The organism is Streptomyces sp. NPDC006261 (assembly GCF_040613515.1).
Classification (GTDB): Bacteria; Actinomycetota; Actinomycetes; order Streptomycetales; family Streptomycetaceae; genus Streptomyces.
Genome location: NZ_JBEXSI010000086.1, coordinates 1 through 19,619 on the forward strand (window position 1 = coordinate 1; position 19,619 = coordinate 19,619).

At 69.7% G+C, this 19,619-nt stretch carries 16 protein-coding genes and 2 pseudogenes; 10 read left to right on the forward strand and 8 right to left on the reverse strand.

Features of this window, described 5'->3' with window-relative positions; translation table 11 throughout:
* Positions 1–91: 91 nt before the first annotated feature.
* Positions 92–682 (reverse strand): terminal protein, encoded by a 591-nt coding sequence (locus ABZ154_RS32445; protein WP_356837942.1) that lies wholly within the window; start codon positions 680–682, stop codon positions 92–94.
* A 318-nt stretch (positions 683–1,000) separates the two neighbouring features.
* On the opposite strand from ABZ154_RS32445, the gene uppS (ABZ154_RS32450) reads away from it, so the two are divergent.
* Positions 1,001–2,626: a polyprenyl diphosphate synthase gene (uppS, locus tag ABZ154_RS32450; protein ID WP_356837943.1), complete on the forward strand. Its 1,626-nt coding sequence runs from the start codon at positions 1,001–1,003 to the stop codon at positions 2,624–2,626.
* A gap of 53 nt (positions 2,627–2,679) precedes the next feature.
* Here the strand turns inward: uppS (ABZ154_RS32450) and ABZ154_RS32455 are convergent, their stop codons facing one another.
* Positions 2,680–3,321: a hypothetical protein gene (locus ABZ154_RS32455; RefSeq protein ID WP_356837944.1), complete on the reverse strand. Its 642-nt coding sequence runs from the start codon at positions 3,319–3,321 to the stop codon at positions 2,680–2,682.
* Between the two features lie 378 nt (positions 3,322–3,699).
* Here ABZ154_RS32455 and ABZ154_RS32460 point away from each other — a divergent pair, with 378 nt between their 5' ends.
* The 3 genes from ABZ154_RS32460 (at position 3,700) to ABZ154_RS32470 (ending at position 6,790) form a co-directional block, all read left to right on the forward strand.
* Positions 3,700–4,383: a hypothetical protein gene (locus ABZ154_RS32460; protein ID WP_356837945.1), complete on the forward strand. Its 684-nt coding sequence runs from the start codon at positions 3,700–3,702 to the stop codon at positions 4,381–4,383.
* A gap of 437 nt (positions 4,384–4,820) precedes the next feature.
* The gene (locus tag ABZ154_RS32465) at positions 4,821–5,933 is read left to right on the forward strand and encodes a hypothetical protein (RefSeq protein WP_356837946.1); all 1,113 of its coding nucleotides are present in this window, start codon (positions 4,821–4,823) and stop codon (positions 5,931–5,933) included.
* A gap of 203 nt (positions 5,934–6,136) precedes the next feature.
* Complete coding sequence (locus ABZ154_RS32470; RefSeq protein WP_356837947.1) at positions 6,137–6,790, forward strand: hypothetical protein; 654 nt, start codon at positions 6,137–6,139, stop codon at positions 6,788–6,790.
* Positions 6,791–7,139: 349 nt separating this feature from the next.
* On the opposite strand, the gene ABZ154_RS32475 is transcribed toward ABZ154_RS32470, so the two are convergent.
* Positions 7,140–7,745 carry a hypothetical protein gene (locus ABZ154_RS32475; protein ID WP_356837948.1) on the reverse strand — a complete coding sequence of 202 codons (606 nt, stop codon included), beginning with the start codon at positions 7,743–7,745 and terminating at the stop codon, positions 7,140–7,142.
* A gap of 167 nt (positions 7,746–7,912) precedes the next feature.
* Between ABZ154_RS32475 and ABZ154_RS32480 the strand changes: the two genes are divergently transcribed.
* Both ABZ154_RS32480 and ABZ154_RS32485 read left to right on the forward strand, forming a co-directional pair.
* On the forward strand, positions 7,913–9,097 hold the full coding sequence (locus ABZ154_RS32480) for a helix-turn-helix transcriptional regulator (RefSeq protein WP_356837954.1): 1,185 nt from the start codon (positions 7,913–7,915) through the stop codon (positions 9,095–9,097).
* Between the two features lie 65 nt (positions 9,098–9,162).
* Positions 9,163–9,656, forward strand: a pseudogene (locus ABZ154_RS32485) (helicase associated domain-containing protein); the annotation flags it as partial.
* A gap of 231 nt (positions 9,657–9,887) precedes the next feature.
* Here ABZ154_RS32485 and ABZ154_RS32490 read toward each other — a convergent pair.
* Positions 9,888–10,511, reverse strand: a complete 624-nt coding sequence (locus ABZ154_RS32490) for a TetR/AcrR family transcriptional regulator (protein ID WP_356837949.1) — start codon at positions 10,509–10,511, stop codon at positions 9,888–9,890.
* 204 nt (positions 10,512–10,715) lie between these two features.
* On the opposite strand from ABZ154_RS32490, the gene ABZ154_RS32495 reads away from it, so the two are divergent.
* The 4 genes from ABZ154_RS32495 to ABZ154_RS32510 all read left to right on the forward strand — a co-directional run bounded on the left by ABZ154_RS32495 (position 10,716) and on the right by ABZ154_RS32510 (position 14,930).
* Positions 10,716–11,531, forward strand: coding sequence for an oxidoreductase (locus ABZ154_RS32495; protein ID WP_356837955.1), 816 nt, complete (start codon positions 10,716–10,718; stop codon positions 11,529–11,531).
* A 198-nt stretch (positions 11,532–11,729) separates the two neighbouring features.
* Entirely contained in the window at positions 11,730–11,867 is a 138-nt protein-coding gene (locus ABZ154_RS32500) for a hypothetical protein (protein WP_356837950.1), read from the forward strand.
* A 321-nt stretch (positions 11,868–12,188) separates the two neighbouring features.
* Entirely contained in the window at positions 12,189–13,205 is a 1,017-nt protein-coding gene (locus tag ABZ154_RS32505) for an NAD(P)/FAD-dependent oxidoreductase (protein ID WP_356837956.1), read from the forward strand.
* Positions 13,206–13,298: 93 nt separating this feature from the next.
* On the forward strand, positions 13,299–14,930 hold the full coding sequence (locus ABZ154_RS32510) for an MFS transporter (protein ID WP_356837951.1): 1,632 nt from the start codon (positions 13,299–13,301) through the stop codon (positions 14,928–14,930).
* A gap of 621 nt (positions 14,931–15,551) precedes the next feature.
* On the opposite strand, the pseudogene ABZ154_RS32515 reads toward ABZ154_RS32510, so the two are convergent.
* The 4 genes and pseudogenes from ABZ154_RS32515 to ABZ154_RS32530 all read right to left on the reverse strand — a co-directional run.
* Positions 15,552–15,659: pseudogene (locus tag ABZ154_RS32515) on the reverse strand (IS5/IS1182 family transposase); the annotation flags it as partial.
* Positions 15,660–15,854: 195 nt separating this feature from the next.
* Positions 15,855–17,738, reverse strand: a complete 1,884-nt coding sequence (uppS, locus tag ABZ154_RS32520) for a polyprenyl diphosphate synthase (protein WP_356837952.1) — start codon at positions 17,736–17,738, stop codon at positions 15,855–15,857.
* Positions 17,739–17,932: 194 nt separating this feature from the next.
* On the reverse strand, positions 17,933–18,802 hold the full coding sequence (locus ABZ154_RS32525; RefSeq protein WP_356837953.1) for an ABC transporter permease: 870 nt from the start codon (positions 18,800–18,802) through the stop codon (positions 17,933–17,935).
* Positions 18,799–19,407, reverse strand: a complete 609-nt coding sequence (locus ABZ154_RS32530; RefSeq protein ID WP_356837957.1) for an ABC transporter ATP-binding protein — start codon at positions 19,405–19,407, stop codon at positions 18,799–18,801. The genes ABZ154_RS32525 and ABZ154_RS32530 overlap by 4 nt, the downstream gene beginning before the upstream one ends.
* Between the last annotated feature and the right edge of the window lie 212 nt (positions 19,408–19,619).

Below are 19,619 nucleotides of genomic sequence, written 5' to 3' on the forward strand. Positions count from 1 at the left end.
AGAACCCCAAGCCGTTCGTCTGGACGAAGACCGCCGACGACATCCTCGACACCCTCGCCGCATACTGCACACGGATTAACGACTCAGGACACTAGAACGTGATGTTCAACCACTCCACGTCCGCGAATTTCACCTCCAGGCCCGCGCGGCCGCCACCGCCTTGACGGAAATAGGCGTCCGCGATGGCCTCCGCGACCGCGTCGTGCAGATCGCTCTCCGTCGCGCCTTCCTCCTGTGCGGCGATGATGGCGGCCGCGTGGGAGGGGCTGACGGCGACCGTGATGTTCCGTACGCGGCCCGCGTCCGAGGTGCCCTCCCGCCCGAGGCCGAAGGAGGCCCGACAGGAGATGACCAGCCCGCCCGAGGACGCCGCGCGCTGCCTGGCCTGCGCCCTGACCTGCGGTTGCCACTCCGACTCGGTCTCTTCCACCAAGGCGGCATGGAGGCGCTTGTCCGGCTTGCTGGACGCGCCCGAGAGGTAGCGCTGCACCGTCTTGGGGAAGACGCCCAGACGGGCCGCCAGGGACTTGGTGGAGCCCTTCTCCCGCGTGCGAGAGAATTTCATCTGGGCACGCGGCGATTTCGGCGCGGGCCGGGTGAACAGGGCCCGCTCCGCACGGGCGAAGCCCTCCAGGATCTTGGCGCGGGTCCGGGCCGCGCGCTTCACGTCGTCATCAGTCATGTGATCATTCCGCCCGTCCGGGCCTGTGGACAGAGACCGACGGCGGCGGGGCGCTCCGCGGCCGGTCTCCACCTGTGACGACGCAACGTGGTTGGCGAATCGGCACGCTTGTTGGCAAACGGCAGCCGATGTTGCTCCGCGTTGGTTCTCTTGACTGCCGTGTGAGCCCGTCAGCGCTTTGCTGCCCGGTACCGGCTGGTCGGCCGTGTCGTTACTGGTGAGGGAGGCTTCCCGCCGGTGGGTCGGTGAGGAGGCGTTGTTGCCCGCGGCGCTGCCTGGGGGCGGGGGTGCTGTCGACGGTGTGGCTGAAGGGGAGGCATGATGATCGACGAGAGTCTGTCCGGTACGTCTGGGTTGCGTGAGTCCTACGACGTGTGTGAGGCGTTGACCAGGCAGTTTCATGCGCCGATGTGGCGGGCGACCGAACTGCTGCCTGCTTCTGTCCGCCCGCACATGCATGCTGTCAACGCCTTCGTTCTGCGGACCGACACCATCGCCGATAAGGGCGGAACCGCGGCAGAACGTGAGCGGCGGCTGGCCCGCTGGTACTCCGCCACCCGTGAGGGGCTGCGTTCTGGGGGCAGCGGGGATCCGGTACTGCGGGCATTCGTGGACACGGTGTGGCGGTGGGATCTCGACCGTGTGGTGATCGAGGAGCTGCTGAGCACTCTGGAGGCCGACTGTGTCAGTCCCCCTGTCTTCGAGACATTCCACGACCAGCGGCGGTATCTGAGGGGAGCAGGAGGCACGACCTTTGAGCTGTGGTCTCCGCTGCTGGGTATGAGGGATCCAGAGGTGTTGGCGCTGGCCTCTTTGCTGGGCGAGGCGGGTCAGGCGGTGGACAACTTCGAGGACATGCCGCAGGACCTCGCGGCCGACCGGTGCTACCTGCCGCGCGCCGATCTGCGGACACTGGGACTGGAGGTGCGTGATCTCCAATGCGGTGAACGTCCCGGCGCGCTGGCGGAATTGGTGCGCACGCAACTCGGACGCTGGAATGCGCTGCTGGAGCAGGTGGCACCTGTGACGGGAATGGTGGAGCGCGAGTACCAGCCCTTCCTGCACGTGCTGGTGCTGGGAGTCCATCTGCAGTTCGACGAGACCGCACTGCGCCAGGAGCGGGTCTTCACCCAAGGTCTTGAACCGCTGGTGTCCGCCGACGGGGCCTTTCGCCGCCCGGTGTGGCCGCATGTGGAGGCGGTGCCGGAGCACGTCGCGGTCATCATGGACGGCAACCGGCGATGGGCCATGGGGCAGGGGCAGCCGGTCTTCCGGGGACATCAGGCGGGCCAGTGGTCCGTAGCGCGGCTGGGCAACGCCGCGCTACGGCTGGGGGTGAGGCATCTGACCCTCTATGCGTTCTCCACGGAGAACTGGGCCCGTTCTCAGAAGGAACTCGACGCATTGTTCGAGATCATGGGCGAGGCGCTTGCCCGGGGGGCCGAGTGGCTGCACGACCTGGGGGTGCGGGTGCGCTGGTGCGGACGACGTGATCGCATCGACCCGTCGCTGGCCTCCGAGCTGACGCTGCTGGAAAGCATGACATCGAACAACGAGACGCTGACGCTGACCGTCTGCGTCGACTACGGCGGACGCGAAGAACTGGTCGAGGCCGCCCGCGCACTGGCCGCCGAAGCGGCCTGCGGGGCGATCCGGCCCGAGGACATCGGCCCCGCCGACCTGGAGCGGAACATGTACGCACCCGGCCTCCCGGACGTCGATCTGCTGATCCGTACTTCCGGCGAGCAGCGGATCAGTAACTTCCTGCCCTGGCATCTGGCCTATACCGAGATGGTCTTCGACCCGACCCCGTGGCCCAGTTTCGGCATGGAACAGCTACGGAAGGCGTTCACTGTCTATGCCGGGCGCCAGCGCCGCTTCGGCGGCACTCTTCCCGCACCCGCCCGGCCAGCAGAGCCGGCCCCTTCAACAGAACCGGCGTAACCCCCTCCTGAGCCCGGCCCCGGCCCCGAGCCCAGCCCAGGGCCGGGCTCACCTCACGGCTTGGGCGGGGTGTAGGTGCCGGCTACGGTCACATAACCCAGCACCGTGTCATCGCTGAATGGGGACGCGCCGAACGTCGCGGTATACGCCTCGAGCATCTCGGGGGTGGCGTACAGCGGCACCTCACTGAGCCGGACTTTCAGAGGCTTGCCCACCGGAACCTTGTCGGTGGACAGTTTCCCCTTGCCCACACCGCACCGCAGGGCCGAGGGATGCTCGACAGTGAGGCCGTTGACCTGGCACTTTCCCGACGCCAGTTCGTCCTTCAGGACGCTCTCCAGGCCAGTGAGCCGAACGTTGCCCAGCGGTGTGCGCACCGACACTCCCCCCTCCAGAGCACCGCTGCCCTTGGCTTTCGGCAGCTTCGTCAGGGAAGGGTCACCCTTGCCGGAACGCACGGGGAACCGCACCGCCGGACCACCAGCAGACTTGACCATCTCAGCCGGGGCCACGGCCTCGACCACCGCACCCAGCCGGTCCAACTCGGCCTGGACCGCCTCGGACCACCGGACCTCAACCCAGCCGTCGGAGACCGTGCCGTACTTCTCATCCGCCGCGGACGCCGTCCCCGCGAACTGCGCCAGCAAAGGAGCAGCCAGAGCTGCACCCAGAACATTCCGTCGTGTCGCACTCATCGATGCACACCATCCTCTCCCGGGCCGCAAAGCGCGGCCCGGGAGAATCCTTCTGGCACCTTGCTGCCTGGTCTGCGAGCAGCCCACAAACCACTCGAAAGGACGCAAGAACCAGCCGGCCGGTGACGCGACACCTCACACATCAAGGGCCCCACGGCCCAGCACGACCACCGCCCGTGATCACAACTTGCCAACTAACGTGCGTCACCCTCGCCAACTACCAAGCGTCACAACTTCCTGACCAGCTCCGGACCGCGTCACCCCTTGCCAACAAGCCAGCGGCGTCACACCACCCCTGCGGGTGACGCGCCCTGGTGGGCGCTGGCGCCGGGCCGCTACGTTCCCCTGGACTTGATGATCGAGGGGGAGGGCCAAGGGATGAGCGAGCGCGGCGCGTTACGGGAGCTGCGGGTCTTGATGTGGGTGGTGATCGCGATCGAGGTGCCGGTGTACCTGGTGTGGCTGGTCGAGGTCGGCTACCTGACCGGGCAGGAGCTGCCCCGCGGTGACGTCGCGCGGTGGGCGCCGCCGGTGCTGCTGCCGCCGGCGGCCGTGCTGTTCTGCGTGATGGCGGGCTGGACCTGGTGGCTGAGCGTGGTGGCCGGCACCCGGTCGGCGCTGCGGGAGCGGTGGATCGTCGCTTCGCTGGTGTTCGTCGCCGCCTTCTCCGTGTTCTGCGGGGTGGCCTCGGTCGACGACCCGTCGGTGTCGGTGGGTCTGCTGAGCGCCGCCGTGACCGGGCTCGGCATGACGGGGCTGTTCTTCATCCCGGCCGCCGCCTCCCGCGAGCTGCCCGCGTCATCCGGCGGCGCTCCCGTCATACGGCGGCCGCTCCCGGCGAGGCGGACCCGGACCCCCAGCAGGACCGCCGTCGGATTGCCCGGGGCGCCGCGCGGCGGGCATGCCGCGCGTTCCGCGAGGAGAAGGGGAGAGCGCGTGTCCGAAGACGACGACGCAACGGCGGCGGAAACGTCGCTCAGGAGGGCCGTGGAGCAGCTGTGCGGCGACGGGGCGGGCGCCGGCGGCGAGGCCCGCCCAGGAGGCCGTCCAGGCGCTCTCTGACGGCTCTGGGAAGGCGTGGAAGCCTGAGCAGGAGACGCAGATCAGGGCCATGGTGGAGCAGATCCGCAAGCTGCGGGATCTGAACCGGCCGGGCGGTGGCTGGTGGCGTCGGCGCCGGGAGTGGAGGGCCCGGGAGCGGCTGGTCGACATGATGGAGGCCGGCGGCCCGGAGCTGCTGAACGAGGCGGAACTGCGGCACTGGAAGAACCTGGCCATAGTGGAGCTGCTGCTGGAGTTCGCCGGCAGCGCGATGTGGCTCTGTCCACGAGAACCGACAGCAAATGTCCACCACTTCGGGAGGCATCCGGCACGCCGGGGATCGAACGGTGCGTTACACACCGTGGCGGTGCATGGTCCCGCTTTGCGGATGAGGAAACACGTTGGAAGGTCCGCCACAGAGCTGCGACGATGCCTCCTGCTTTCTTCGCGGAGGACATTTGTTCGTTTTCGTGTGTGCGGGATGTGGCGCCGAGCTGACCATCCCGCTTTTCCCGGTCGCGCTGCCGGTCCATGCGCACCAGAAGTACGGAAACGGGATCCAGCTCCCGGTGCTCATGGAGTCGGGCACATTCGCCGTGGAACCGGAGCCCTGGGGGCCGCCGTGGCGGAGGTGGGAGGAGATTGCCCCGGACGAGGCGGCGGCCCGCGGTATCTACGCTCCGCTCTACGCCTTGTCCGACAGCACACCCGGCACCGTCGTCATCGCCCCCGGGGATACCCGCGGCACCGTGCTCATCCCGCACGAAGCCGGCGGCTACTGCTGCGGCCTCGACTCGGGTGACGGCCCCAACATGGCCTGTGAGGCGTGCGGCCTGCCGGTGGCGAGCCGGATCGACGACTGCTCACTCTGGCAGGCGGTCTGGCTCGCGCCGGACGCCGTGCACCGCCTCCCCGTCGACGACACCGACTCCGATACCGCAATCCTCTCCTGGGAGGAACTGCTGGAGGAGGGGGTAGCCACGCCCCCAATGGAGCCGATCAGCAGGTGGGGCTCGCTCCTCGGGTTGGACCACTGGTGGTCATGGAGCCCACAGTGGGAAGCGGCGGCCGGTCGGGCCCTGGCCCACCTCCTGGGAGCTTCCGACGGCAAACCGGTGACGGTCCCGCCCGGCCTGATCACGGAAGTGTTCCAACGCGCCCTCGATGCCCTGCTGCCCGCGGACCAGCCAGCGCGACGCGCCGTCCTAGCCGGTCCGGGGCTGTCCGCCCCCGGCCCGGACGCCGACATGATTCTCGTGCCGACCCACCCGCAGACGGGGGAACTCTGGAGCCCGGCTGGACCGGACGCGTCTGCACGCCCGGTGCCACTGCCGTTCGGGATATGGATGTGGATGGCCTTCCCCGAACCACACCTCCACCTCCCCACCTCGGGAACCATGCCCGACGGCGTACTGCGCGACGACCCGACCCCGCCGCGCCCCCACCACCTGTTCCGAGCGGACCCGGGAACCTTCCAGCACGCCCTGGTTCGATTGCCAGCGGTCCGCAGCCCGTGGCTGCGCGAGATCCTCGACAACCTCACGCGCCACATGCAAGCCGGTCTCTTCTAGCCCATTGCCAGACCACGCCGGTGCTCACGCTCCGGATCTGCGCGTTCGAACAGCACCAGGCAGTGGTGCCTCCCGAAGTGGTGGACATTTGCTGTCGGTTCTCGTGGACAAAGCCACATCGGAGTCGACAGGATTCGCGAAGCCGTGCCGCAACGGCCGAATAGGGTCGAGGCGCTCTTGCGGACCGGTCCTACGCTGGAGGCATGGCCACCGACCCCTTGTTGAGACAAGGCCCCGACTCGACGGATCTTGTCCTGCGCGCCGGCCCGACCGGGCCGGTGTGGAACTCGCTGACCTCGGCGCGGTCGGCGCTGCTCACTCCGCTCGCTCTGGGCGTGCCGACCCTGCTCGTCGCCTTCTACATGGCGCTGGCTGGGGCGCGGGCGTCGACGGTGTTCGTGGTGGTGGGGGTGATCGCCGGGCTGGAGTACCTGCTCGGCTGGCTGGCGCTGGCCTTTTCCCAGGCCCGGGACATCCTGCGGGTGGAGTTCGCGCCGGCCGGGGTGCCCGCGTCCCTGCGCCTGGTCCGGTCCGCCGGGCCGGACGATTGGTTGCCCGTCGACACCCTGCACGAGGTGCGGCTGACACACACGGTGGTGGAGCCGTACGAGGGGGACCGCAAACCGGCCCTCTCCACGCTCGCGCTGGAACTCGTCCTGCGGGGCGGCCGGGAGCGGCTCGCCCCGCTCCCGTTCGGCGGCGACCCGCAGCGGCTCGCCTACGCGCTGGAGGTCCTCCTCGCCCCGGCTGCGGTCGTGGTGGAGCTGCGCACCGAGCGCAGCACGCGCGAAGAACCGCGGTCCAACTCGGCCTGGTTCTCCGGAGGTTCGGCCTCGGCTAACTCGGGTGGCGGCTGAGACCGGGCTGCCCGTGGCGCTCCCCGGCCGGGGGCGCCGTAGCGGCCGGAGAGCTCGGCCCGTTCGGCGCGTTAGCCTTCTGTGGGCAGGCGCTCCCACGGCAGCCGGTCAACCGCATGCCAGGCGGAAGACAGCAGCCGCTTGGTCACCTCGTGACAGCGAACCTGCCCGCAACCAACCCCGTGACCAGGCACCCAGCGCCCTGATCCGTTGACACCCACCCAATGCCACCAACGCAGCCACTCACACCCTCTCCGCCGCCGGCGGAGCAGGTGGGCTCGACAGCGGCGCGCCCGTGTTCCGGCCGCGCCGCTGTCGAGCTGTGGTCAGCCCCGGGGGAGCCCCCGGGTCAGTGGAGCTTGTTGACGGCGGTCTTCGTCGTGTTGCGGAAGGCGGTCAGCGGGGCGTCCTCGAGGTCGCCCATCTGGCCCCAGCGGACGAGGGTGACGGTGCGGCCGTCGCGGCCGACGGAGAACAGGTGGATGTCGGAGATGCCGATCTGCGGGTCGGCGGTGTCCAGGCTGTAAACCCAGGCGCCCTCCTCGACGGCGAGCTTGCCGTGGGAGGCGCTGACGGCCTGCAGGCCCGGGTTCTGCTGCTCCAGCAGGGAGCCGCAGCCGGCGAGGGCCCCGCGGAGGGTGTCGACCAGCTTCACGGCGTCGGCCTCGGTACGGGCGACGGTGGTGACCTGGACGCCGTTGGTGTCGAGCTCGGTGCTGAACTCGCGGTAGCGGGTGTTCTGCGCCGGGATCTTGTACGGGGCGCAGAGGACGCCGCCGTTCTCCGGGACGCCGGTGAAGACCTGGGTGGCGGTCCACGGCGTCGACGACGGCGGCATCTGGGAGGCGGCGAGGAAGGCGGGCTGGGCAGCGGCCTGCGCAGGGGCTGTGGCGAGGGCCGCGAGGCCCAGTGCGGCAGCGGCTGCGGTAGCGAGTGCGGTGCGGAGCTTGTTCATGGTGGTGGATCCCCCGTCGGGTCGTTCGTTCGGTCAGTGCTCAACCAGCGTGGGGCCGGCGCCCGCCGGCTGCAACGATCACGCGCCCACCAGCCGTCCCGGAACCATTCCACCCCCGCTGACGTGCAAGGACGTGAAGGATGGGACGCAGGGTCGAGGGGGATGGAATGCCGAAGGACGCCGCCGTCGAGGAGTTCGCGGGGCTCGTGCGCTCGCTGAAGGCGCGGGACGGGAGGAGTTACGAGGCGCTGGGCCGGCGGCTGAGCGTCAGCGCGTCCACCCTCCACCGCTACTGCTCGGGCGCGTCCGTCCCGGAGGAGTTCGCCGTGGCCGACCGCCTCGCCCTGCTGTGCGGGGCGGAGGAGGAGGAACGGCGGGCCCTGGAGGCGGCCTGGACGGAGGCGGACCGCGCCCGCCGCCGAGCGGCCTCGCCCGCGCCCACGCCAGTGCCGGCCGTGTCGGCCACGCCGGAATCGAACCCGGAACCGTCCGCGCCGGAACCGGGCCCCGGCCCCGCCCCGGACCCGACCGCGCCGGAGGCGCCCCGCGCCCGCCCCCTTCGTGGCGCCCCCGCTCCCCTACTCGTCGCCGCCGCCGTCGCCCTCGTCATGCTCGCCCTCGCCGCCGCCCTGCTCGGCCACCCCTCCCGTACGGCTTCCGCCCCCGCTCCCGCTTCCACCGCTCCGGGGCGGACCGCGGCCCCCCTCCCCTTCACCTGGAGCATCGGTTCCCAGCTCTGGGAGGGCGGCTGCGGGCACACCTACCTCGTGGACCGGGCCCCCCGCGCGGTCGCCCCGCCGCCGGTCGCGGCCGACTCCGGGGCGTGGGCCGGGACGCACGGTGCCGTGCACGGCGGGGAGGCGCTGGTGCGGATCACGGTCCAGGGCCGGTCGCAGTCCGACGCCGTCGTCCTCCATGCCCTGCACGTGCGCCTGGTCGACAGCGCCGCGCCGCTGCCGTGGAACGCGTACCGGATGGACAACGGCTGTGGCGGCGCCGTCACCCCGCGCCACTTCGCCGTGGACCTCGACCGGCCGCGCCCGCTCGCGCGGCCCGTCGACGGCCTTGACGCCTCCGGCGCCGAGGTCCGGAAGATCCCGGCCGTCTCCTTCCCGTACAAGGTCACCTCCTCCGACCCCGAGGAGCTGCTGGTCTCCGCGCGGACGGCGAACTGCGACTGCCGCTGGTACCTGGAGCTGGAGTGGAGCGCCGGGGGCCGTACCGGGACGGTGCGGATCACGGACGGCGGGAAGCCGTTCCGCACGAGCGGGACCAGGGGGAGGCCGACGTACGTGTACGACTCCGCCGAAGGGCGCTGGATCACAGACTCGGACTCTGTGCAGACCGGGTGACCGATGAGTAACTCCGGATCCCGTGCCAACCACAGCAGCGAGCGGGAGAACGGCGGCGATGAGCCATCCGGTGGCGGGCGGAGAACGGGAACACCGGCGTCCACGCCGTTCCGCCGACGTCGACGTCGAGGTCGGCGGAACCAAGGACTTTCCGTTTGGCCGATGGGTCCATCAACAGCGAAAAGCCCTGCGGGCGGGTGAGCTGGAGGAGGGGCACAAGACACTCCTGGACGCGCCGGAAGCCGGAATGGTGTGGGAGCCGGGCGAGGAAACGTGGGAGAACAAGCTCGCCGCGCTCCGCTCCTACCGGCAGGCCACCGGACACCTCGCACCGAGGCAGGACGCCATGTGGGGCGAGAGCCGAAGCCGGAGGCCAGGTGCCGATCGGGCAGTACATGGCCAACCTCCGCCGCAAGGGCGGCCTGGGCAAGGACCCGGACCGGGCGGCGGTACGGCGCGCGGAGCAGCTGGCGGCGATCGATGAGGACTGGAACTGCCCCTGGCCACTGAACTGGCAACGCACTACCGGATCCTCGCCGACCTCGTCGACGCCGACGGGGGGCTGTCGCCGTGGGGCGCTGCACTGGGGGCGTGCCGCCAGAAGACGAGACCGGCGCAGAGCACGGTCGAAGCGCCGAGCAATGCCCACCCCGCATATCCCCGGAACACCACAGCACGCGCCAACACACGAGGTCACGGCGGCGAGTAGACCTACGGGCCGCGCCTTTCCGGCGTCGAAGCGGGCCAACCGCAGCAGATGGCCTGCGTAACGAGGCCGGCCGTGCCCTTCTCAGCGGTGGCGCGGGCGAGGCAACAATGCGAACGCGCTCTCCGCAATCGAGGTCAGGCGGGCGGGGCTGTGGCCGGAGGCGCCTACGACATCGATCCCCCGGACAATGGTCAGCAGAAGGTACGCAAGGTCGTCGGGATCCGCGTCGGGGTCGATGTCGCCGCTGCGCTGCGCCGCTCGCACACACTCGGCCACCGCCGTCGCGACCACGGAGAAGCAGTCGTTGGCCAGGCGTTCCACCTCGGAGTCGGAGGCGCCGATCTCCAGGGCCATCTTGGCGGCGAAGCAGGCCGCCGCCGCCCGGTCAGGGGCGGGGGGTACGTCGGCGGCGAGTGGCACCCCGTCGACGGCGCGGAGCAAGAACCCGCGCAGTCGTTCCAAGGCACCCTCGTCCGGTCCGGCGAGCGCCTCCGGCGCAAACTGCCCCAGCCTGGCGGAGTACCCGGCCATCGCCTGCAGCAGCACGCCGTGCTTGCCGTCGAACGCGGCATAGAGGCTGCCGCGGCCCAGGCCGGTGGCGGCGCTGATGTCGTCGACGCTCGTGCCGTTGTAGCCCGAGGTGCGGAACTGCCGCTCGGCGGCATGGAGGACGTGGTCGCGGTCGAAGCTTCGTGGTCTCGCCATACACCAAAGGTACGGCCGACCCGCCGTTCTTGACAACCCAGTACAGAACCGCCTAGATTTCTGACTGTTCAGTACATAACCGTCCTGAGCTCGCCGGACAGGATTGGCCCGGGCGTGCAGGACCGGTGCAGACCGTGTCGGCCTGAGCGCAGGCGACTCCGCACTGCGCACGGCAAAATCATGCCCACAACCGAAGGAACCAACATGCGAACAGCTCCCCCAGTGGCCCTCGTGACAGGCGCCTCCTCCGGCATCGGGCGGGCAGCAGCGCTCGCCCTCGTGGGCGCCGGCTTCGCGGTGGTCGGCACGAGCCGCAACGCGGCGAACGCGGAGCCGCTCGCCGGGGTGACGTTCCTCGATCTCGACGTGGCCAGCGACGAGTCGGTCCGCTCGCTGGTCGGGGAGGTGATCGAGCGGTTCGGTCGGATCGACGTCCTGGTCAACAACGCAGGCGTGGGCGCGGTCGGCGCCGGCGAGGAGAGCTCGATCAACCAGACCAGGAAGGTCTTCGACATCAACGTCTTCGGTCTGATCCGGATGACAAACGCAGTGATGCCCCACATGCGCGCCCAGGGCAGTGGCCGCGTGGTCAACGTCTCCTCGGTACTGGGTCTGATCCCAGCCCCCTTCATGGCCACCTATGCCGCCACCAAGCATGCGGTCGAGGGCTATTCCGAGTCCGTCGACCACGAGCTTCGAGAGCACGGCGTCCGGATGCTGCTGGTCGAGCCGGCCTACACAAGCACGGGATTCGAGGCGAGCAGCATGGCGCCCGACGCGCCCCTGCCGGCCTATGCCGCGCAGCGGGAGGTCTCCCGAGACGTGCTGGCCACGGCCGTGCGCAACGCCGACGGCCCGGACGTTGTCGCGAAGGTGATCGTCGCGGCCGCCACCGATTCCAAGCCCAAGCTCCGGTACACCGCCGGCTCGACGGCCAAACGCGTCAGCGTCCTGCGCCGGATCGTGCCCTCGCGCGCCTTCGACAGGCAAATCCGCAGGGTCAACCGCCTGGCCGGCTGACCCTGCGGTACGCCCGGCGCCTGCATCAAACCGACCCCTACCTGGTCCACGCCGAGTCTCGAACGGAGCGTGGCACTGCGCCCTTCCGCTGCTCGCCTCGGCGAGGACTTCGCCGGCATCTACGGGCCCGAAATTATCGAGCGGTTCGGGCTGCCGCCCGCCGGCATGTTCACCGAATAGGCGTCGTGGCGGTGAGTGATGTACGTGAATGCCGCCTTCGCGGCCCCCGCCCTGATCGGCGCATTGCTGCTGGCCGAGCCCATGATCACCAGCAAGCCTGAACTCGGCATTCCGGGCATCGGCATGGTGGGCGAGGGTCGACCTGTCAATACTTGACAACTCAGTACAGAACCGCCTAGGTTTCTGACTATTCAGTACACAACCGTCCTGAGCTCACCGGACAGGCTGCGTGCACACCTGGCGCGATCGAGAGCAACCCATGCCTGCGAGCTCCTCCGCGCCGCCCGGCGTCGCGACGCCTTACAGGCCGGCAAGGCCCGGATCGAATGCCCCGGCGCGGGGTACTTCCTGCACCTCCTCGAACAGCCCAAGACGGTCGCCGACCACGTCCTCGGCTTTCTGAACAGTTGCCCCCTCCAACCACCTAGAACTCGAAGGGTTGACCCAACCATGACTGACAAGGAAACGCAGGAGGCCATGGCCGTGACGGCTCCTCCGTACGTGAGCGACGCACTGGACGAGGGGACCGTCGACGCGGTGGTGATCGGCGGGGGCGCCGCGGGGCTGAACGGTGCGCTGATCCTCGCCCGCTCCCGCCGCTCGGTCGTCGCGATCGACAGCGGCTCCCCGCGCAACGCGCCCGCGCAGGCCGTACACGGCCTGCTCGCCCTGGACGGCACCCCGCCGTCCGAGATCCTTCGACGGGGCCGGGAGCAGGTGCGCCAGTACGGCGGACGCGTCGTGTTCGGCGAGGTGGTCTCGGCCGAGTCTGCCGCCCCGTCGGCGGACGGGGACCTGCGGTTCACCGTCACCCTGGCCGACGGCCACAGCATCACCGCTCGCCGCATTCTGGTGGCCACCGGCCTCACAGATGTGCTGCCACAGGTGCCCGGGCTCGCCGAGCACTGGGGGCACAGTGTGGTGCACTGCCCGTACTGCCACGGCTGGGAGGTGCGCGATGAGCCCATCGGCATCCTCGCCACCGGCCCGGCCTCCATCGGCCACGCGTTTTTGTTCCGTCAGCTGACCGAGGAACTGACCTACTTCACCCACGGCACTGACCTGGACGAGGACAGTCGCGCCCGCTTCGCCGCCCGCGGCATCCGCGTCATCGACACCCCGGTCACCGAGGTCGTCAACGACGAGGACGGTGCCCTCGCCGGGGTGCGCCTGGACGACGGCCAGGTCGTGGCCCGCCGCGTCGTCGCGGTCGCCGCGCCGATGCAGGCCCGCACCCAGGGTCTGGAAGGGCTGGGCCTGCCGGTGCGGGACCTGCTGACGGGCCGCGGATTCGCCTCCGGTATGGCCGGCACCACCGAGGTGCCGGGCGTGTGGGTGGCCGGCAACGCCACCGATCTGGTCGCCCAGGTCGGGGCCTCCGCAGCGGCCGGCGCACTGGCCGGCGCCGACATCAACAGGATGCTGGCCATCGCGGACACCGACGCGGCCCTCCAGAAGATCGCCGAGGGAAGCCCGCAAGGGGCCACAGGGTGATCTCGAAGCCCGAAGATCTCAGCCCGCCGCCCGCTCCCTCACGGGCAATTACATGATTGCGCTCGCCCGCCCAGTCCCTCTCAGGAGCTACTGATGCCCTTCCTTGCACTTACTCCCGTGGAGAAAATGACCGGGCCTTACGCGCGGCGCTGGTGGGCGCTGCTCGTGCTTTGCCTGAGCCTGCTGATCACGGTGATGGCGAACACGTCGCTGATCGTCGCCGCCCCCCACATGACCACCGACCTGGACCTGAGCAGCAGTGATCTGCAGTGGGTCGTCGACTCCTACACCGTTCCGTACGCGGCGCTGATGCTGGTGCTGGGCGCGATCGGCGACAAGTACAGCCGGCGCGGCGCGCTGGTGCTGGGTCTGCTGATCTTCGCCGGCGGTTCGGTGATGGGGAGCATGGTCGACGCGACCTCACTGGTCATCGTGGCCCGCGCGATCATGGGTGTCGGTGCAGCAGTCGTGATGCCGGCCACGCTGTCCCTGCTGGTCGCGACCTTCCCCCGGAGCGAGCGGGCCAAGGCCATCACCGCCTGGGCCGCGACCTCCGGGCTGGCGGTAGCCGTCGGCCCGCTGGTCTCCGGCTGGCTGCTTGAGGACCACGCCTGGGGTTCGACCTTCCTGATCAACGTGCCGATCGCCGTCGTCGCCGTGTTCGGCGCGCTCGTCCTGGTACCGCCGTCCAAGGCGGAGGGCATGGACCGGATCGACTACGTCGGTGGTCTGCTGTCGATCGTCACCGTCGGCTCCCTGATTTACGCCGCCATCGAGGGCCCGCACTCCGGCTGGGGCACCGGCCCCGTCGCCGGCGCCGTGGTCGCCGGTGTCGGTCTGGTCGCCTTCATCGCCTGGGAGCTGCGGCACCCGCACCCGATGCTGGACGTCCGAAGGTTCGCGCTGCGGCCCTTCAGCGGCTCGATGCTCGCGGTGATGTTCTTCTTCTTCGGTATGTTCGCCGTGATCTACTACGCGACGCAGTTCCTGCAGTTCGTCCTCGGCTACGGCGCCCTGGACGCGGGTGTACGGCTGCTGCCGCTGGGCGGTGCGGTGTTCCTCGGGTCCGCGGTGACTGGGGTGCTCGCCCCGAAGCTGGGGGTGAGGGCGATGGCCGTGACCGGCATGGTTATCGGCACGGCGGGCATGTTCCTGCTCACCCAGATCGACAAGGGGTCGACGTACGGGGACTTCCTGGCGCCGCTGATGATGCTGGGCCTCGCGCTCGGACTGGCCATCTCCCCGGCGACCGACACGATCATGGGCTTCTTCCCCGAGTCCGAGCTGGGCGTCGGCGGCGGTGTCAACGACACCGCGCTGGAGCTGGGCGGGGCGCTGGGCATCGCGGTGCTGGGCTCGCTGCTGGGCACGGCCTACCGGGACGAGCTGACCGACCTGGTAGGCAACCGGCTCCCGGCGGAGGCGATGGAGACCGCCAAGGACTCGGTCGGCGCCGGCCTGGCCGTCGCGGAGCGGGTCGCACAGGATCCCTCCGCCGGACCCCAGCAGGCCCAGGCCGCCGTGGACGCCGTCCACCAGGCATTCGCCCACGGAGTCGCCCAGACCAGCCTCATCGGCGGGATCATCATGGCCGCCGGAACACTCATCGTCCTCGCCATCCTGCCTGGCCGGCGCAGGTTCGCGCAGAAAAGCGCCGAGCCGGGAGCCGGGACGACGGCGAGCGAGGCGGCCACTGTGCGGGAGCACACCGGGTCCACCCCCTAGATCGCCGGCGGGGCGTCCACTGGATCACCGGGGACGCGTCCGCCAGGTCGCCGAGTGACGCTTCGCGCTCCGCAAGGTCCATCCATCCCGCCAGCACGGGTACGCACGGTGGAGTGGTCGGCGTCGGCTTGGGGACCCGGAACACACGTCCCTTACTCATTGCGCCACCCTGTCAGAGCGGCTTCAGCACGCCGATGCAACAGGGAATTGCAGACGATCCCTTCGACGCCCTGCGGCTGGAGCGCCTCGTACCATTCAGGGGCGGTGCTCCGGTCAGAGGTGGCCAGGACCGCCTGGAGCGGAGGACCGACGTCGGCCAGGACCTCGACCAGGACCGCGCGGCGCTCGGTGTTACGGGCGGGCGGCCAGTGTGCCGCCGCCGTGCTCAAGGTGGGCCAGGACGTCGAACGCGACGAAGGAGGCCGGGAGACGGGCGGCCAAGGCGCGGGCCCGGGCCGGCGAGGACGCGGCGCGAGCCTGGCGCCCCCCGAAATCGATCCGGTCGCCGCGCCAGATGACCGCCTCCCGGTCCAGCGTGGTCCCCGCGGGGCAGCTGCATCGCGGGGACGGCGAGATCCATCCAGTGGGCGGTGACGATCCGGCCCGTACGGGAGTAGCAGATCAGTTCTCGTTGGTGAGGCGGCGGGCCATGAGGTCGGTCATGGCAATGTGGATGACGGCTTCGGCGCGGGTGGGCAGGGTTTCGTAGTCGCGGGCCAGGCGGCGGTGCTTAGCCCTCACTTTCGGCAGACCTGGGTGCCTGAGCGCCAGAACGTCGCGTCCGTACGGCGGACCCCGTCCAGGTCCCGGCCGGCCAGGATCCGGGCGATCCCGCGCGCGCGAGAGTGTCGGCGGACTCGTCCACGTGCTTGTCGAACTTCGTCCGTGCCATGGCCGTGCCTTTTCGGTCTGCGTCCCGGCACCTCACACCCGGAAGCGGACACCGACCGTAAAAGCGTTGGCCTGTGCATAAGTTCTGCGATTGACGAGCCCTGATTGGCGGACCTGTGGATGTGACGACGCAACACAGTTGGCAATAGCACGTTGGTTGGCAAACGACCCTGATGTTGCTCTGTGGCTACTCAGCGAAGTGATTGCGCCGCTCCGGCCAACTACCGGGGGGCAGCTCCGACAGTCACATCGGATTTGGCGGGGCGGTCGGTGGTGTTCGGGGGGGGAAACGAGAGGGGCGGCGCCGTGGCGGCGTTGGCGTCGGCTGTACTCGGTAATGGCCTGCCACAGGTCACGCCGGTCGACGTCGGGCCAGTAGTCGGGGGTGAAGTGCAACTCGGCGTAGGTGGCGTGCCAGGGCAGGAAATTGGAGGTGCGCTGTTCGTTGCCGGTGCGCCACAGCAGGTCGACGTCCGGCATATCGGGGTAAGGCAAGTGGCGGGCGAAGTCGTCCTCGCCGATGAAGTGGGGATCGATGTCGCCTGTGTGGGCTGCCTGGGCGAGGGCTGCGGCGGTCCGGGTAATCTCGTCGCGGCCGCCGTAGTTGATGCACACCGTCAGGATCAGTCCGGTGCGGGTGCGAGTGCGGCGCTCCTCACGCCGGAGAGCCTGCACGAGCTCCTGGGGCAACTTGTCGGGGCGACCCAACCAGCGCTGGCGTACGTCGAGGTCGCGGAGAGGGCCGTCGTCGAGGTCGCGCCGGATCGCTTCCAGGATGGTGGTGATCTCCTCGGTGTCGCGCTTCCAGTTCTCGGTGGGGAACGCATACAGGGTCAGGTGGCGCAGGCCGATGTCCAAGGCGCCGTAGACCATCTCGTGGACCGCGGCGGTGCCGGAGCGGTGCCCCTCCGGGCGGCACAGACCGTGCTGCTGGGCCCAGCGGCCGTTGCCGTCCATGATGACCGCCACGTGCGCGGGCATCTGGCCGACGGTGATGTGCGGGGGCAGGGCGCCGCTTGGGTGCGGTGGCGGGGGCCGGAGGGAGGTGTCTGCTTCGGCTGCCCGGCTGGGATCGCTCGTGGTCACCGTGGGTCGTCGCGCTTCGGGCACGGTCAGGGGCGTCAGGCTCCACGCCAGGCCCGAGCGAAGGCGGGCAGGAGCGAGGATGCGGGTGCGAGCAACGAGGGAGGGACGCGGGGCACGCTTCAGCAGAGTGGGGCCGGCCCCGTCGACGGCGTCGAGTTGGGCGCGCATCAGGCAAGCGGCCGTGTTGAGCACGGTGGCAGCGCCCGGGTGCATGCCTGTCGTCATCGCGGGCCGGGTCAGCCACTGGCGGGCCAGAGCCGTCAACTCCCGGATCAAAGCCGCTGAAGCGAGGCTCCAACGCCCCCGCCGCAGGTCGTCTTCCGCACCGGGGTAGGCATCCAGAGCCTCCTGCGGAATGAGCAGAAGGCCCTGGTCGAGGTCGGCACCCAGGTCGGTGAGGATGTCGGTGAGCTGGGCGCCGTCGATGAACCGCTTGTAGTCCTCTTGCCGGTCCAGCCTGAGCGTCATCGGCGCTCCAGCCTGTTCGAACAGGTGCCGTACCTGGTCGACCCAGGGCACCAGTGCCTCGCACCAGGCACGCCACTCGGCCCAGTCGGCGAAGCGCCGGTCATGGACGTCGTCGAGTGTGCTGGTCACGGCACCTTGCAGGCTGGACAAGTCCAGACGCCATCGCAGCGCGGTGTCCACCAGGGCGTGACGGATTGGATCTGTGCTGGTGCCAACCGTCAGGTCGCGTTGCAGGGCTTGGGTCCACGCTTCGACGCGGGCCGTACGTTCGGCCTGCTCCGCATCTCGCTGGTCGGCCAGATCATCCAAAACGCTCGCTGCCGCCCACAGCGCCCAGCAGGGCGGGCGCAGCACGGTGGGCATCAGCTGGATGAGAGCGTAGATCCCGGGATCGTGTACGCGTGTGGTGTGCCGGCAGTTCCGGTACGCGGCCCGTAGGGACATGTCTTCACCGGTTGGCGGGCGGCGGGCGGGCCGCCCTCGCTGTGCGGGCAGGGCGGCATCAAGGTCTGCCGTGGTGGGCTTCGTAATGGCGCGCATGTCGGGGAGTCGGGACCTCAGTGTGCTTCCGTGTCAGACGCCGCCGATGGCGTGGCAGCTTGGCGCGGCGTGGGAAGGCCGCCCTTGCTGCTTTCAGGCCCTGGCGGCGGTGAGGTGGGGGCGCTCGACGGTAGGCAATTGCGGGTGCTGCGACGGAAGCCCAGCAGGGCGAGAAGGGCGGCACCGGCAAACCAGGTGAGCTGGATGGCCAGATGCCCGGGGACCGGGTTGGTGGAGAATCCGGCCGCCGTGCTGGCCTGCATGGCCCCATACGAGGGCAGGTAGCGCACGACCGGGTTGTCGGCCCCGGAGCTCATGATGGGATTCTGCAGCGCCAGGTCGATGATGCTGGTCATCACGATGGCGAACATCCCCTCGATTTCTCGGCGCAGCAGCGACCCGAAGCCGACGCCGAGGGCGCCGTAGGTCAGTCCGGCGCAGAATAGAGCGGCGGCGAGCAGGAGGGGCTGGCGGGGTGTCCAGGCCAGGCAGGTAATGGCGGTGGCGTAGGCGGCGACTGCCGCCGAGACCAGAGCCAGGGCGGTGACCTTGGCCAGGATCAGGTGGGCACGGGGGTAGCCGGCCATGGCCAGCCGGCGGTCGAAGCCGCTGCCGGAGAACGTGGCGGCGAACATCATGAAGCCGGTGATCAGGGTGACGGCGTTGAGGGCACCGCTGATCGAGGTCAGTTCGTTGCCGTGCGGGGCCAGCGCTTCCCCGGTGGCGTGTAGCTGCATTCGGGCCGGGGTGTCGGGCATCGCCAAGTACGCCAGGGTCGTCCACACCGGGACGAACAGGATTACCAGGATCATGGCGAACCGGTTGCGGCCGTGCTCGAGGAGCGTGAACCGGGTGGCGACCGCGAAGCGGGTCAGGTGGAACCTCATGCAGCGGCCCCTGCCTGGTCCGCACGCAGCATCCCGCTGTCCAGGCGCCACAGCTCGTCCAGGCGTTCGGTGTCGTATGCCAGATGGGAAACGACCAGGACCGAGCGTCCCGTGTCCCGCAGCCGCACGGCCAGGTCCCAGAACCGCTGGTAGGTGTCCCAGTCGAAGCCCTGATACGGCTCGTCCAGCAACAGCACCTGCGGATCGTGCATGAGCGCCAGCGTCACGTTCAGCTTCTGCCGCGTGCCGCCGCTGAGTACCCCGGCCCGCTCATCGGCGTACCCGGTGAAGCCCAGCACCTCCATGACCTCCTCCGCATACCGCACATCGGGCAGACGGTAGGCCGTCTGGAAGAACGTCAGGTGCTGCCGGACGGTCAGCGCGTCATTGAGGACCACGTGCTGCGGGCAGTACCCGAACCGGCCGCCATGACGGACAGAGCCGCGCGTGGGCCGCAACTCACCAGAAAGGATCTTCAGCAGGGTGGATTTGCCGGCGCCGTTCTCCCCGACGATCCCGCACAGCGTCCCGGCCCGCAGCCGCAGATCAACGCCTTGCAGAACCGTGCGCCGCCGGTAGGCATGGTGCACATCCTTAACCTCCACGCCCGCCTCCCCCCGTAGACCTGGACCGACCGTGACCGAACGGCCTAACGAGCACGAGGTAGAACAGACACGAGCCCATGTCATCGCCGGTGTGACCCTCTGACCGGTTGAATCTAAGACGGCCTTCTTCGCGAAGGAGAGCGACCGGTGACCGGGCTGTACCGGTTGATCCATGCGGAGAAGGCGAACTACCCGATCGTGCTGCTGTGCCG

Excerpts from the sequence above, each read along its gene's own strand:
- ABZ154_RS32445 (WP_356837942.1), bottom strand. The coding sequence starts at position 682 with ATGACTGATGACGACGTGAAGCGCGCGGCCCGGACCCGCGCCAAGATC.
- uppS (WP_356837943.1), top strand. The coding sequence starts at position 1,001 with ATGATGATCGACGAGAGTCTGTCCGGTACGTCTGGGTTGCGTGAGTCC.
- ABZ154_RS32455 (WP_356837944.1), bottom strand. The coding sequence starts at position 3,321 with ATGAGTGCGACACGACGGAATGTTCTGGGTGCAGCTCTGGCTGCTCCT.
- ABZ154_RS32460 (WP_356837945.1), top strand. The coding sequence starts at position 3,700 with ATGAGCGAGCGCGGCGCGTTACGGGAGCTGCGGGTCTTGATGTGGGTG.
- ABZ154_RS32470 (WP_356837947.1), top strand. The coding sequence starts at position 6,137 with ATGGCCACCGACCCCTTGTTGAGACAAGGCCCCGACTCGACGGATCTT.
- ABZ154_RS32475 (WP_356837948.1), bottom strand. The coding sequence starts at position 7,745 with ATGAACAAGCTCCGCACCGCACTCGCTACCGCAGCCGCTGCCGCACTG.
- ABZ154_RS32480 (WP_356837954.1), top strand. The coding sequence starts at position 7,913 with ATGCCGAAGGACGCCGCCGTCGAGGAGTTCGCGGGGCTCGTGCGCTCG.
- ABZ154_RS32490 (WP_356837949.1), bottom strand. The coding sequence starts at position 10,511 with ATGGCGAGACCACGAAGCTTCGACCGCGACCACGTCCTCCATGCCGCC.
- ABZ154_RS32495 (WP_356837955.1), top strand. The coding sequence starts at position 10,716 with ATGCGAACAGCTCCCCCAGTGGCCCTCGTGACAGGCGCCTCCTCCGGC.
- ABZ154_RS32500 (WP_356837950.1), top strand. The coding sequence starts at position 11,730 with ATGTACGTGAATGCCGCCTTCGCGGCCCCCGCCCTGATCGGCGCATTG.
- ABZ154_RS32505 (WP_356837956.1), top strand. The coding sequence starts at position 12,189 with ATGGCCGTGACGGCTCCTCCGTACGTGAGCGACGCACTGGACGAGGGG.
- ABZ154_RS32510 (WP_356837951.1), top strand. The coding sequence starts at position 13,299 with ATGCCCTTCCTTGCACTTACTCCCGTGGAGAAAATGACCGGGCCTTAC.
- uppS (WP_356837952.1), bottom strand. The coding sequence starts at position 17,738 with ATGCCCACCGTGCTGCGCCCGCCCTGCTGGGCGCTGTGGGCGGCAGCG.
- ABZ154_RS32525 (WP_356837953.1), bottom strand. The coding sequence starts at position 18,802 with ATGAGGTTCCACCTGACCCGCTTCGCGGTCGCCACCCGGTTCACGCTC.